Raw genomic sequence first — 15,424 nt, forward strand, 5'->3', positions numbered from 1 at the left:
GATTCAGTCCCTTTTCCGTAAAGTTGGAATGGATGACTCACCCATTTGATCGGCGTCACGAGTACGGGAGCCAATAACCAATACGCTGAAGGTTTCGACCTGTGGAACTGCGTCGTAAGGACTCTCGGCAGTAGCGGTAACCGCAAACGTGCCGGGCGCCGTAGCGGTGAAAAGATATCGGGCCTCACCCGACTCATCGGTGAGCTCGGTCTTTACATCGTCTGCATGCTCAAAGGTCACTGGCAGCGTCGAAACGGGTTCGTTGGTGTAAAACGAACGAGCCATCAGATACAACCGTGTTGACTGCCCCACTTCCAGATCGACATCAGGCCCGTCGGCCCGAGCCAGTATTCGATTGTGATTCAACGGGACGTTTATCGACGGGTAGCTGAACCCGGCTTCATCGAGGGTCAATACAATGCCTTGCTCACCACTTTCGGTACTGGCACGGGCATCGAGTTCCCACTCTTTTCCGGAGATGGGAACAGGTTCGTTATCTTCGGCCGTCAGTTTCATTCCCAGATCGTCGCCATCCTGCAATGTCGCCGACATGGCAAGCCCGACCATGGGGCTTTGCTCGAATGGTGTAAATCGCAGCGAATGGAGCGCTCCAAGGCAGGCAGGTATCGGCTCCCCGACAGCCAACGCCCGGTCATCGAAGTTCAGTTCCCCTTCCTCCGACAGAATGGCGGATAACAATCGCCCCTGAAGGTCATTGGGTGGAAGTCCGGAATCCGGATCTTCTGAGTGGTGGAGTACTTGCAGTAGGAAAAAGGAACCGATGGGCGACGTGGAACGGACTCTATAGATCAGGCCGTCCTCGGTCACTTGACGTGGGGTGGTCAGATCAGGCTCAGCGTGAAACTCAAGATCACGCCCATCCTCAGCTGAAACCTTTATGGAAATGAATTCGCCTACCAGAAGATTTTCTTTCGGTTCGATCTTCAGTGGCACTGCCTCGGCATTGCGAAAACAGATGAGCCCCACACGCCCTTGCTCTCGCCCATCGAGCGTCACTTCCGCCAATCGGGCCCAAGGACTTTCTCCAAAGACCGGAAATTTGTACGCGTGCCGGCCATCCACTCCATCGTAAGGATTGGCAACTCTCAAAATGACTTCGGAATCGCCTTCGGGACCTGGCTCGAACGAGGTCTGAATATTGCCGCCGGGCCCCGTCGGCTCCGTGGTTTCCGGGTCGCCGTTGTCACTCCAGTAAGTGGTGACATTCTGAACACCGCCAACACCGGGCACTCGCGATTCAATTCGTGCAGACAGCCGCACTCTGGGACCGCCCGCCACTGGAAATTTCGTTAAAACCTTCGGATCGACGATGGATAGCCAGTGATGCCCCAGGTTCAGTTCCTGCGATGGAGAGGCCAGCAGCAACTTCGAACACTTGAACAACAATGGGACTTTTCCGTTTCTGCGGTTTTCACAAACCGCGTTCAATTTCACTTCACCCCCGACGACAGGTTGGACCTCAGGGGTGATCGTGATGCCCACGTCCCCGGGCGTCTCGTCTCCCTGAAACTCCATCGTCAACAATGTTTCGTCCAAGACGTGATCAGCAAACGTCGCCCTCATCACATGGCTTGCACCACGGTTGAGGTAGATCGGACTACTCCCCCAGTTCCCCTCAGGGAGTTCGTCCAGTTGAATCTTGAAGCTTTTCCAGGGATCGCTCTGGATGGCGTGGATGCTGAACGTGTACCGGGCCTCTTCCGGCCGGTAGTAGCTAACGACCGATGCCTTGATTTCGTGGTTGCCCGAGGTCGTCGGCAGCCATGACAAAGAAACCTTGCCATCCGCATCCGAGTCCTGCTCCAGCAACACCGTATCACCCAGTTTGAAAGTGACCTTGCGATTGGCCAAGGGCATCTTGGTGAAGTGGTTGACCACTTGCACAATCAGTCTCACGGACTGAGCCAGGTCGATAACCGGGAAAAACCAGGGCTCCTCCACCGCAATGATGTCCAGCCAGAAATGACCACAAACCACTTTCAACTCATACAGTTCAGCGGTGTATTTACTGCGTATGGCCAGAGTGGCAGTGACTTGCGCATCAGCCTCCGTATCCTTGCAGGAAAGTTGCCAGGCATTGTCGATGGATTGCTCCTGCTCCATCGCCGGGACTGCCCGAAGCAGGTCATCGGTATCGGCGATCGGGACCAGCCCTGCTTCTGTCCCCTCCCAGGCGTTTCCATCCTCCACCAGAAATCCGACTTCCTGGGTGCCACCAATGCACAGGCGGATCTCACCCGGAACCTGAGTCACTCCGTCGACCGTCAAAGACGACAGCTCCAGATCCTCCAGCAGCAATAACACCTCTGCATGCGTGAAACGTACGGCACCTGGCCCGATACCTCCATTTGAAGGGCTCATGACACGGACTTCGAGTTGCGTTTCACTCTCGACGAGCTTCAGCTCCTCCTCCCACTTGTTCAAATAGACGTCTTGAGGTCCTTCTTCGGTCGCCATTCTGAGTGAATTGACAAGCTTGAGATTCGTCTGGCCTGACTCGGCGCCAGTGATCCGGACAGTTCCGTGCGCGCCAGGAAGGAGCCCTGTAACTTCGTACAAGAAATGCAGCCAGTAAACCGCCTTGTCCGCCTTCGGCCGCGGCTTGTCCGGCAATACTATTCCTTGCCAGCCTTCCCCCAGATTCTTGGCAACCATCAGGTGGACATCGTTACCGTTCCACTTATCAATGTTGTGATTTACCGAACCCAAATCATTGGTTTCCCAAGGAACCAAATCATTGATGAAGTCACCATTTTCAAGAAAGCTATGGTTCATGGCCGTACCTTCCCTGCCTGAGTGGCCAGGCGTTTTTTCGGTGACTGACGCGGTGCTGCAAGCACGGCTTCTACAGCACTACCGAAAAGCGGGCCGCCATCGCGAGCGCGATAACTCACGGTCAAAATAAAATCACTCAAAGACTGCAACAGGTTGGCCTGACTCTCCCTGGTTGGCCTGGGAAACGTAATTTTGTAGTTCCCATGGACACCGGTGCCTTCAAAAGGCAGCAGGCGATCGCTGGGGGCCCGGTCGACAATACCGTTGTCATCCACGCCTCGAGACAAACCTATCTGTTGATAGGGCCGCAGGTTCTGCACCAGTGCCCCCGGAGTCGGTTCGCCACTTTCATCGTGCAGATATTTGAACGTGTCGATATCCGGTTGCAGCATTGTCGAACTGCCAAGTTGCATCAGGATGGCGCAAAGATTCTCGTATGGCCCCAACAGCCCCGGGCAGGTGCATGTCAGTTCCACTATCTGCCGGCAGTAATGCTGCGGATAGTCATTGGCGAAGTGGCTTTCCTTCAACCTGAAATTCAGGCTTCCCGATTTGATGAAGTTGTTCCATTCATCTTCGCCCACGAGCTGACTCAGGGAGAACGTCTTCGTCATTTCCAACTGACGTTCATGGCGCTGGATCCGCGCGGCCGACAGTTGTAACAGGCCCATTTTCAATGCCGCACCGGATGTGAATCCATGGCGGGTGTCATTCCAGGCATCGGAACGAATGATGTTCGTTTCGAAGTCGCCCGTTTCATACTGCAGAGCGCGTTCGGCATTCGTACAAAGACTGACGCAAAGGTCATTGAGCTGGTACAGCAGGGTCTTGATCTGCCCCACGATCCAGTTGCTCAGATCCGGGCCGGTACTGCGCTCCTTGTAAAATCGGTAAATTTCCTTTGACTGGGTATTGGCCATTTCCGATTGCTCCAGGCTGGCCCTGGCCGCCCTGATCCCGTGTTCCTGAGCCAATATCTGTTCGCGCAAGCCCCGTGCCTGGGCGCGGGATTGATTGTATTCAAGCGTCCATTCTTCACCGCGCCGACGATACGACTCGTTGATGCCGGCCTCCTCGGCTTCACCTCTCCACTGTTGGGCCACCAAATGGAGCAACTGGGCGCCCGTATAGGGAACCGCCGACAGATCAACGCCCCCAAAAGACGTCCCGAACACATTGGGCAGCAACCTCAGTCCCGCTCCGACGGTCTCGAGTGCCGCAGCCCCCATAACAACCTGACGGGCATCGCGGTTTTTTTCGATGACTTTGTTCTCGGCAGTGGACACCCCCTCCCTGATCAGGCGTTCGTAATGTTGCATCCGTTCGTTGACCATGCTTTCGCTCTGGCGCAAAGAAGCAGCCGTGGCCTCAAGCTGGGCGATGGTTGCCTCGTGAATCGAACGGGTATGTTCGGCCAGTCCCATCAAATGCTCATGCTGCAGTTCTTCAAGCTTGTTGCGGTCACGCATTTCCAGCCACGAACGCAGTTGATCCTCCTGCTGGATCAGAAACTCGACGGCGTCCCGCGCCAGTTCGTAGACGGTTTGAAATCTGTAAGGTACGACCTGTATCTGGCCACCCGGACTGCGTGACGAGCCCAATGTGCCATTCCCCTGAGCAATCAGCAGTTCTCTGGGGTCCCCCATCGGTGTGAAAAGGGGGAGCACCAGATCGTAACCGTCGATCGAGCGGTTCGAACGCAAATTGTCCAGACGCGATTTGAGTGAATCCCAAATGGCAGCGGGGCGTTCGTTGACGCCCGCCTTGAAGATGCCGCTACCGGTCAAATCCAGACGCGGTTTCCCATTCATCGACATAGGTATATCTGCCAGTGAAAGGTGGAGCCTGGTCTCAAACGCTTTAAGAGGGTCCCGATTCTTGATTGCAGCCAGCAATTTATCCAGCGTTTGCGACCTCCAGGTGCTACCCGTATCGGTACCACTTTTTTCACCGATCATCCTCCAGGCCTTGCTGTAGAGCAGGCCGGCACGGACCATGCTGTCGTAATCAAGCCGCCGAAACAGATCGTCGCCTTCTGCGATCAGGTTCTGGATGTAATGCAGGAAGACCGCAATCATGAAGTGAATCGGCGCGCAATATCCGAGCGCATCCGGATCCGTCGGCACCAGTTGCTCGTACGAGCAATCGACATGATCGATTTTCAACGGACGGCAGAGCCAGTAGGCCGGCCGTGCATTCAAATTGGTACTGCCGCGCTTTTTCACCACCTCAGGTGAAAGTGGGTGAAAGACGTACTCCAGCCAGCGCTGTGCTTCCTGGTAACGACCCTCTTCGGACAGTCGCCAGAACACCAGATGCGGTATATGAAAAAACAGTTCCCAGATGTATTTGCCGTTGCAAGCGTCAAACGGGCCATTCTGTTCGAGCGAGCCGTCCGGCAGAGGGTCTTCTTCGACATGCTGGGTATCCCAGCTCATCAGCGTATCCAACGATACCGCCGCACGGCTGGTCAGAATCGCAGCAATCTGGGAACCCAGTCGAAGGTGCCTGAGCGCCTGAGTCGGGTCGTTGAAGCTTAGAAATTGCGCGCCCCGAGCATTGGTTTCACCGATGGTCGGGGTCAGGTAATCCTTCGGCGGGGCCGTCAGCTTTACGAGGAACGTCACTTTCACGCCATCCGCACTGAAGTCCACAGGGATGTCTGCGTTGACGGGAAAAACAGGGCTTAGATAGACAACCCACGGCGATGTGACGGCTCCGTCCAGCGGGGCGGTGAATTGCGACGGGGCCGGATCGGTCGGAGTCGGATTCTGGAGGCCTATGCTGAACGGAACGGCGTCATAGAGAACTTTCTGTTCGAGTCGATTGTCATCGTTGACCACCGTCGCCCCCAGTGGATCGACAGAAAAACCGGCGCCGGCCCGGATTTCCTCCGAGGTTCTTTCGACGAGATAGCGCAATGCAGGGTCTATGAGTTTTACGACAGATTGCGCTTTCCAGGTTCTGTCGCCTGGTGCGACTTCCTCGAAATCCGTGACAGCAAACGAATGGACAGTCACGTACTGAGCGTTTTCCGTGGAGAGGAGCACCTTATGTTCAGCTACAGGTTGTCGACGCGTCGTCAGGGTGATTGTGACGTGCGTATCGTCAGCGTCTTGAATACTGACATCGGTGTAAGTGCCGGCATGCAGTGCTCTCCAACTGATTGACAAACGCTGCAAAACCCGCCCGGCTTCGCTGACGGCAGTGCAGCGACCACGAACTCTGAGCACCTGGGACCAACTACCGCCCTCCATCCTCTCGCGACTGAAGACAACATCAACTTTCAGCCCTTCACCGACGGGGCCTGTCGGTGGAGTCTGAGGCGTGATTTCGATCTTCGGATAATCGGCGGCCACGACTTTCTGTTGCACGCCGCTACGATTCCTGTAGCGTCCGTAGACCATCGCCAGCGAGGTGGAAATATCGCCCTCCACGCGTCTCATCAAATGATCGCGCACTTCATGGATCTCGATCCCGCCGGGAGTACCGTTCCTGTCGGCGGTGTGAAGATTGGTGTAACACACTCGCAGCCGATCATCGCTCGGGCTTCCATCACCATCAGAAAATACCGCCAGCCAACCATCGGAAACGTCCGATTCACATTTTCGGCTATGCAACGTCAACGGAGCGGACCACGTCTCGTCGACCGACTTGAACGCCAATTTAATGTTCAAGGTCCAGGGCGACTGCACCACGCCATTACCATCGACCTGGCGATCGATCCATTCACACCAGACCAGTGCCAACTGACCAAGCCACAGCACACAGCGGATATCGAGGACCGTGCCAGTGGTGTCGATGTTGCACTTTTGCCACTCCTCCCAGTTCGCCGGGTTGATTTTTGTACTGTGCTCGTCCACTTCGACCTTGACCTTGCGCAGGTAATGGTCGAACGGTTGCGTGCGACTCCTTGCCACCAGGTAATAAGGTGCGTTGCGGTTTTTCGTCCCGTCGATATAACCGCTCCTGACCTCCAGATTACTGAGCTTCTCGAAACCACTTGTGTACGACATGAGCGCCACTTTCACCGAAGCATCAGTCAGACGCCTCTGCATCAGCTCGCCTTCCAGTACACGGAACAGCTCGGTTTTGTTCAGGCGCAATGGCGGTTCGATGTAGTTGGCCGCATGCACTTTGAGCAGCACATTGGCCGACCATGAACTGTAATTGCTCAGGATCTTCCACCAATAGTCCTGGTCGTCCCGATCGAAAGAAACGTTTTTGTAACCGAGCTCCATACCGCCATAAACGCCATGGATGTACCGCTGTAACGTGCGCACCGTTGAGGAAACATCGGTGGCTTGCGCTTGAGCCTTGTCCTCCAGGTCAGTCAGCAGCACGTCGCTCAACGTTTCCGTAGCGGGGACGGCGACAGGGACGGGGGCCAGTCGGTGCCCCACCACCACGTCGACCATAGCCTTCAAATAACGCTCTCTTAACGAAGTATCAACGGACGCAGGCATTGTTTTTCTCCCTGTCTCGCGGTGGGAATCCGACCGCAGGTAGCCTTGGGCAGTGGGTCATCTCAGGATTTATTTGAACGGCGTCGTACCAGCGGTCGTTTGCGCAGACTTCCTGGAATCACCAAGGCCTGCGGCAACTTGTCGGCATGCACACTGATCTCGAAGTCACCGTTGCGCACGTCTCCTGTCCTGAGCTGTATGACGTGAGGGGTGTCGCCATAGGTGAACGACTCGGCCATGGGCGGCTGGAAGTCCATGGCCAGTGCTTTCGTGGAGTACTGGGAACTCCACCCCGCAGCTCCGCGGCTATCTTTGAGGGAGGCAGGATCACTCGGCTGGATCTCGATGCGATAGCGCGTGCCTCTGAACAAATCGAGTCGCTTAGGGCCTGCCGGAAGAATCGGCTCACGGTTCAACTCGTCACCGTCAGGTGTCAGCGTGAACAGAACAACGCTCCATCCGAACGCCTTGATGGCTTCAAGCGTAAAGCTGTGTACTTGCGTCGGATGGTGTTGCAGGGTTGCGGTCACCGTGTACGTGCCGACCGTTGATGTCTCGAACGGATAGACGGAACGACCTTGCTCATCCGACAGGACGGTATCGGTGACAGGAGGAACCGATTCGACTTTCCAGACGACCGGATAGAGCCCGATGGGCTTGCCATCTGCACCGGGCTTATCCGCCACATCCACCCACAATAAAGTCGGACGCGCACCGATCACCGCCATTGGAGGATTAGCCAGGTAAAGCACGATCTGGGCGGTGTCGATTACCTCGACTGTGAGCCGGACCTCGGCGTCGCTGCCCAACCTGGCGAAAATCGCCAGAGGGCCGGCCGCAGGGTTGGGTACAGAGAACGTAGCGATTCCTGATGCATCGGTGGTTTCATCTTTTGTTGTCGTGGCAGGCTCCGTCCTCCACGAAACCACCTGCCCCTCGGAAGGCAACCCATCGAGCCCGACGACCTTGCAGCTCACCGGCAATGGAACGCCCACCCTTGCTACTTCGGTAACGTAAGGCTCAGCGGAGATCCGCGGCGAATCCTTGAACAGCAGCGAATCGGCGAAAGTCATGGTATGGGAGCGATCGACAGGCCCGACCATATACCGGGCGGAGCCTGCCGAAAGGCTGGATACCCACACGAAGCTTTTGCCATCCTTGTCGGTGACCGTCTGGCGCGGCCGTATCTCGCCAAGCGTTGTTCGCCACTCCAGCGGAAATCTGGCTGGGCGGTTGCCGTACTTGTCGAGTACTTCAGTGAACAACATGACTTCTTCTTGCCTGCCTGCCAGAAGCGGCGGGATGGTCCTGAGTCTCGAACTCAACTCGGGCTCGGGCCTCAGGGATTCCGTATCAGGCCCTATGGTTACCGTCGGACCGTAGACTGGATCGCTGAGCAGCAGGTTGTAGCTGATATGGGCGGCCCCCATTGTTTTGCCGGCCTGCAGACGCGCCACCGCACGTCCCTGGTTATCGGTCTTGACTTCGGGAGTGAGCACGACGCCGATATCGGTTTTGAACTGAATCGGCACACCCTTGAGGGGAACACCGAAGAAATCCTTCAACTGCAGCAGAAACTCCGAGACTTCCTGATCCACGTTCGCGATCAGGTAGCGGTTGTCGACTGTGCACAGGGTGGTATAGCTCTGACCTGCCTCGGCCGACTCCGGTAGCGTCTGCAAATTGACGAAACGATCGTAACTTTCCAGCGAACTGCGCGCAGCCTTGGCGTATTGCGCCTGGGTATCCAGTGGATTCAGGTTGCCAAGACTGACGACGGCTTCGGCATCCAGCCCTTTGGCTGCCAGCTCAAGTGTGCGTCGCAGTACATCAAGCTCTTGCAGAGTCTGTAGCAGCGGAAGTGCGTCGCTGTCCTGAGCTTCCCCCTTCAAATGGCTGACGACTGTCAGCACATGCTTGATGCCGCAGCCGAAGAATCGGGCGAGTTTGTCAGCCGCCGCATCGCGCACCAGTCGACGCGCATCCTCGCTCAGATCGGGCTCGAGAAGGTTGACCTGAAGGAAATAGTCGAGAATCTTCTCTTCCGGCTCCCGGGCCTGCTCCACCATTCGGCCGAACATCGCCAGGTAGTAAAGGGTATTGATCGAGATTTCGTAGCGGTCACCAATACTGAACCACTGATAGTTTTCGTTTGCCTGGAGCATCTCCAGCAGTGTCGGGCTCAAGTTGAGCGTGCTGGCAATCCGGGCTCGACGCTCGACCTCGGCGAACAATCGCAGAAACTGATCCGGCTCCTCCAGCGCTTTCTTCAACGCCCAACGCTTGCGCTCTGCAGGCATGCTCAGTGCCTGTGCCAGGAATCTGTAGGGATGCCCCTGCGCCCAAGCGAGAACCTGACGGGTCAGCAATGAATCGATCCGCAGATAGACCGCAAGGTTCTCTTCAACCATCGTGCGCTGCTCGTCGCGGCAACGCAGCAGAATCAACAGCAGCAGCGCTTTCAACGCTTGCCTTTTCGCTCCGAGCGTCGGATCGACCAAATCCTGATAAACAACCAATGCAACGGTTTCGCATTGCTCCTCGGCGTACGCCAGATATTGCTCTTCTGTCTGGTCGTACTCACCGATCACCAGCCCGTGCTCGTCCACCAGCAAATTCAACAAGGACGACCAGTCGATGATCAGTTCGCTATGCGGGAATCGTACCGGAGCGCCTGCTGCCAGCAACGTCGCCGTTTGCACCAGCACCGACGGTACCTGGCTGGCCAATTGCCGAAGAAACTGTTCCTGGCTTTCAGTCCACACGGTCGGGACAACGACAGGATTGAGGTGTTGCACCAACCACAGCACCGGCAGATTGAACGCCTTGGCCCATTGCGCGCACTCGATCAACCCATGGATGGCGCTCAGCACATCCGCGCCTTCCGTGGACCCCGATTCGGACACTGCAGGCTCAGCCGCCAGCTGGACGCTCAGTCCGAGGGTTTGCGCCAGTGCGGTGTACTCGATCGGTGTCAACTCACTCAGCCGGGCAAGCCGTACCAACCGCCACAACGCCGAGAGCGTAAGCAGATCGCAGTCCAGGGAAGTCGTTTTGCCCTTGGCCTCGGCGATAACGGTGCTCAGGTAGCGACAGGTTTCGCCATTGATACGCAACGCGGTGCAAATCTGGTGCACCTTATGCTGCTCGGCTGCAGTGACCGGAATGATCGCCAACGGGCTGCCATCGATGCGCAGCGGGTCATCAACTGGAAGAGGGTCGTTGTAAACCTGATCAAAGAATGCTGCTGATCCATTCTGACCATGGACCGACAGCACATCCACCAGCCCCGCGCACTCTTCGGCGGTGCAGCCATGAACGTTGATCAGTTCCACGAACAGGCCCAGGCAGCTCAGGGTGGTGGGGCGAATCCAGAGGGATGTACTGGCGCCTGCGCGCTGCTCGGCGTTCATTGCGGCCACCAGTAGCCTGTCCACCTCATGGCTTGGCAATTTCAGGATGTGATCCAGACGCACCTTGCGGTGAATGCGCTCGGCACGGTGTTCGAGCTTGACCGCCGGAAACTCACCGATATTCGTCAGCAAATGCTTGATATCGATCGCTCCGATATCGAGCCCGATCGCCGGCTGCTCTGCGCCATTGACGTAACGCGCCCCGGCAACCTCCCCCGTCAGAAGCTCCTCCGGATTGCCTATTGCAGGAACGTTGGGCGAGAGCTTGGGCGTAAATTTATCCCACGCCAGCAAGCCGTCCACCTCCGACTGCGCGAGGCGGGTCGCAATCTTGAACAGCCCCAGCCGGCGAAGATCCTGATTGCCGAAAATGGCCGGCCCATAGTTCCTGAAATAAAAGTCTGTGGAGGTTTTTTGCGGGTCAGAATCGATGCAACCTGTCAGTGGATCAACCCTGTCAATGGACAGAAGAGCCAGCTCAGCACTCAATGGAAACACCGAGCTCTCGAGCTGCAACGCCATCGCTTCACGCCCCATTGGCAAGGTCAGTTGCCAGGCTGCGTGATCGCGTGCGCCACGGCCACCCGAGCGTATGAAATACGGATAATCGCGGTCCATCCTGCGAATGATTTCGCCCAACGAGCCATTTGGCACAACCTGGCTCACTACATGCCAGATGCTCACAGCATCCGTCTCGAACGGCATGCTGAGGGGGACACGTGTCGAGCCCAGAAATTCCTGAACCGTTGAATACTCGGGAGGCAGCGTTTTCGAAAGCACCGACTCCAGTATCCGACTGTGGATGTCGACCCGGGACTTCTCTTCGTTGATGGCCGCAGGATCAATCAACAGTTGATCGACATCCGGGCGTCGGTCTTGCAACGGAATGGCATCAGGGCCCGCGTGCTTCTCGATTTCGTCACGGACAAATTCGCGCAGGCTGACCAGATAGGCGACCGGGGAGGCATGATGCTCCGGGCTGCCTTTTGGCGCCGCCCCGTCATTATTGGGAGTGAACAATTGATCGTAGGTGGGCAAACTCACCAACGCCTTTTTGTTGCTGCGCCCCGGCGCCGCACGCAGTTCCTGCTGACGGTATAACCGGGTGATCTGCAGCGCCAATGCCCTGCCACGCTGCAGCAGGGTCTCGGCCTGCGCGTGCGTCAAACCGAGTGCCTGCAACTCACTCGGACTGTGCTTTATCAGGTCGAATACGCTGGAAAATTCCGCGAGGTAACGATCCAGCTTGCGCGGCACAGACAAACGTTTCTTGCCCTGGCCCAACACGGCTCTGACCAGTTGATGCACGGGGCTCGTTTGCGTAGCTTTCATTCAGGCGCTTCCTATTGAACGGAAAACCAATGCCAAAGACGTGTGAGCGGGCCTTGTTGACTTCAAGTTGATTTAGCGCTGATTTGGATGAGTGGACTACTGTCAGATCTGACAGGTTTTTCGACCACTGGTCGGGATTTTGATGCGAGATGAGCTGGAATAAAAAAGGCCCTCAAGGGAGGGCCTGAAAGGTTTCGGTCAAAAGCTCAGCCGAAGTCGTGTCGGTTCAAGGGTATTGAATCGACGACGGAGCGGGAGCAGCAGTCATCGCCCGCACCTCGAAACGCTCGCTCCTGCGCCATTCCGAAGGCTGACCGTTCAGCGTATCGCGCACCAGAACCCAGCCCCCACCCTCGGCCAACGCAACAGTGCTTTGCGCCTCCCAGTAGCCATCTGCACGGGCCTTGGCCGTCGCCAGTACGTTCGTGTTGTTGAACCATTGAGCAATGGTCACCGTCGCATCTGGTCTGGCCCGTCCTGAGAAAACCGGCTTCGTGCCGACCCTGTCGCCTGCCTGAGGCTGTGTGATTTGGGGGGCTGTATGCAGCAACTTGGGAATGATCTGGTCAGACGTTTCGGAATCCAGCCCGGTTCCGGCTCGCGCGATGGCAACGACTCTACTGCTGGCGGTCATATCGTGCCGGACACTTGTCGTCCAGTAACCGCGTGAATCCACGGTGACGGGAGGAAAGTCCAACGATGTCTGCAGTCGCCTGACGATAACCTGATCGCCAGGGAATGCACCGACCCCGGAAATCCACAATTGATGACCGATGTACTGATTCGTCAGAGGCGAATCGATCTTCAGTTTCTCAGGCACCACTTTCACGTTGCGAATGGTCGCGGCGCTGAGATCACCACCATCACGAATATAAACATTTACTGCTTTAGGCCCTGTGGCCAGATTGATACCGGGCGCGCTCCAGATGCCGTTGGTTATCGCAATATTGGTGCGGAGCGACGCGTCTCCAATCCACAACTCGACGGTTCCGCTGCGTGCAGTCGTCGTGCCGCTGAACGTCGACACTCGCGGCGTCGGACCGCCCTCGGGCGGAACTGTGATGTCGGCCGTCGGCATGACGAATTTCACCGCAACACGAACACTCTCGACCGATGCGTTTGCAGGACTATCCGACTGGTACTGCACGGCAAACAAGGTCTGATCACCCACAGCCTGTTTCAACAGGGCGATCTCGAACTTGCCGTCGGACTTCACGTTATCTGCGCCCAGCTCCCGATTGCCGATGGTCGTGAAGATCCTGACCCGGCAGCCCGGCCAGCCTTCGCCGCTGATGATTGCCTGGAGCGGAACCGCTCCGGTGGTAAGGATTTTCGGCTGCGGTGCGCGAACGGTGAGCGATTGTGTGGACGGGGTGGACTTTTGCCCACCGAATTCCGCTGTCACGCTGACCGTATAAGTAGCAGGTGCCCAATCAGACGTGGCGTCCAGATAGAAACTGGCACCCGTTGTGGTAGCGGTTTTGGCTGGCCCTCCATTGATCTGTACCTCGACCTTCGAGCCACTCCACATAGTGCCGCTGATCCGCGGACGTTGGTCGGTAGGTGCGATGATGGGGGTAAGTGACGGCGGGGGCGACGGGATGATGACCGCAGGGACCGGCGCAGACTGCGAATACTCATTGTTGACCAACATTTTGGCGGTCAGTTGATTGTAATTTCCAGGGGCGAAGTCGGCGACGGAAACAATGGACCACGCCTGGTTTGTGACAGTACCGGCAGGCACCCCGGGACGCATGTCCACGCCGTTATTGTAAATGACCACCACGACCTGGCTCGTGCCCCAGTTCTGCCCACGGCCCGAAAACGTCAGTTTGTGACCGTTTCGAGAGCTAGACAGTTGTGTTGGAACTGGTGTAGGGACGTTGGTGCGTAGCTGAACCCACCCATCACTGTAAATACGCGCCGTCCCGACGCCGGTAACACTTTGCCGGCAGGAGTAATGAAGAGCCCCCGGCAACTGAGACTGCGGTACATCGTATTCAAATGTGCCGTCCGACTTGATATCAACACTGAATAAAGGAGTATTAGCGTTCCCGGGCTGATGAAAATGGACTTGTCCGCCCCTGAAACCGGTGCCATGCAGTTTGACTCGTTCACCTGTAATGGTGGAAGTAACCACAGGCGGCTCTGGTTTGACATTGAATGTGACGGCCGCGCTACGCCCGGACCCCTTGCCTGAATGGAACTGCTCCACCGTGAGCGCGTGAGCCCCCGGATCCAGATAGTTTGTCGTGATGGAAAACGTATCCGTTGTCGCCGCCCCTGCTGTTCCAACTTGCGTGTTCGAGGGGCCTATGTAGGCGTCAGAGTGGCACCGGGCAGACGGTTACGGCCTGTCAGTGTGAAGCCCAGCGGTACAGTCAATGGGGTGTTGGTAATAACCGGATAACCCAGTATCTGAATGGTGTAATGATTGGTGTAATTCTGCGCGCCATCGATTTCAGCCGTCACCGACAAATTGCCACTGCCCAGAGTCAGGTTTGCCAGCACAGATGCCTGCCAACTGCTTCCTGCACCTGTATTGGCCGAGGCAGACAGGGGAGTTCCGACGCCCCCCAGGACAACTTTCACTGAAGTATTGGGCGCAGCGATTCCACCGAAGACGAGATTTTTTAAAGGCACTACTGTACCTGCTGCCGGTGAAGTAAGAGCCGCCCGATACAGGTAACGATTGTCTGACTTACCGGATCCCCATTGTCCATATAGATGCTCAGCAGTAAGACTCAGTTGATTTACACCAGAAGGAATTTGAATATCAGCCCACCATTTTCCGTTTGCTGCAATACTGGCAAAACTTGTTGACATTTCATAACTTTTGTAAACGCGCAGAGAATAAGCCTGGACCCCTTTAGTGCCGGTTACTTTGAAGGATGAGTCAGTAAAGTTCTTGGTCGGGTCAATGATGGGTCGTATGGGCGAGAACGCGTATTCATTGATGACATCGCTAAAAGGTTTATCACCCGCGCCATTGACGTAATACGTACAGCGCAACAGGAGATTGAAACGTCTGTTTTCTGAATAAATCGACCCCTGGCCATTGATTGCATGCCACTGGCCGTCCTGCACACAGTCGCCTCTTTGGTGCACCCACGAATTGCGGCTGTTGAAACTTAAATACAGTTTCCCGTTTCCTTTACCATTATTTTTGGCTCTGTATCCAATGAGTTTGCAGGTACATTGAGATCCATCGGAACGGAATGCTACCTGTACCTTAGCCTCTAACCAATTTCCAGGTTCATTGAAACCAGCACGCACGACATACTCTACAAATTCAGACCCGACCGGTATCGAGGCCTGAGTTGAGGATCCGTCACTGGGTACCTGATCGCCATCTTCACCGATACTTCCTTCATGCTTTTCCATACGGCCTTCCTCGAAACAATTTCCTGATACTCA

At 56.3% G+C, this 15,424-nt stretch carries 5 protein-coding genes; all 5 read right to left on the reverse strand.

Translation table 11 applies throughout. The features are described from left to right. Positions 1–3: 3 nt before the first annotated feature. The 5 genes from AC07NR_RS17565 to AC07NR_RS17585 all read right to left on the reverse strand — a co-directional run bounded on the left by AC07NR_RS17565 (position 4) and on the right by AC07NR_RS17585 (position 15,391). Positions 4–2,796 (reverse strand): hypothetical protein, encoded by a 2,793-nt coding sequence (locus AC07NR_RS17565; RefSeq protein ID WP_495079050.1) that lies wholly within the window; start codon positions 2,794–2,796, stop codon positions 4–6. Further along, positions 2,793–7,262: a Tc toxin subunit A-related protein gene (locus AC07NR_RS17570; protein WP_495079051.1), complete on the reverse strand. Its 4,470-nt coding sequence runs from the start codon at positions 7,260–7,262 to the stop codon at positions 2,793–2,795. Before AC07NR_RS17570 ends, AC07NR_RS17565 begins: the two co-directional genes overlap by 4 nt. A 62-nt stretch (positions 7,263–7,324) precedes the next feature. After that, the gene (locus tag AC07NR_RS17575) at positions 7,325–12,007 is read right to left on the reverse strand and encodes a Tc toxin subunit A (RefSeq protein WP_495079052.1); all 4,683 of its coding nucleotides are present in this window, start codon (positions 12,005–12,007) and stop codon (positions 7,325–7,327) included. Between the two features lie 226 nt (positions 12,008–12,233). Next, the gene (locus AC07NR_RS17580) at positions 12,234–13,793 is read right to left on the reverse strand and encodes an Ig-like domain-containing protein (protein WP_495079053.1); all 1,560 of its coding nucleotides are present in this window, start codon (positions 13,791–13,793) and stop codon (positions 12,234–12,236) included. 527 nt (positions 13,794–14,320) lie between these two features. Next, on the reverse strand, positions 14,321–15,391 hold the full coding sequence (locus AC07NR_RS17585) for a hypothetical protein (protein ID WP_495079054.1): 1,071 nt from the start codon (positions 15,389–15,391) through the stop codon (positions 14,321–14,323). Positions 15,392–15,424 lie beyond the last annotated feature (33 nt).

This window comes from Pseudomonas sp. GW821-FHT09C09 (assembly GCF_059418105.1).

Bases quoted from the DNA above. Each gene is read 5' to 3' on its own strand.
- AC07NR_RS17575 (WP_495079052.1), bottom strand. From the start codon at position 12,007: ATGAAAGCTACGCAAACGAGCCCCGTGCATCAACTGGTCAGAGCCGTG.
- AC07NR_RS17585 (WP_495079054.1), bottom strand. From the start codon at position 15,391: ATGGAAAAGCATGAAGGAAGTATCGGTGAAGATGGCGATCAGGTACCC.
- AC07NR_RS17565 (WP_495079050.1), bottom strand. From the start codon at position 2,796: ATGAACCATAGCTTTCTTGAAAATGGTGACTTCATCAATGATTTGGTT.
- AC07NR_RS17570 (WP_495079051.1), bottom strand. From the start codon at position 7,262: ATGCCTGCGTCCGTTGATACTTCGTTAAGAGAGCGTTATTTGAAGGCT.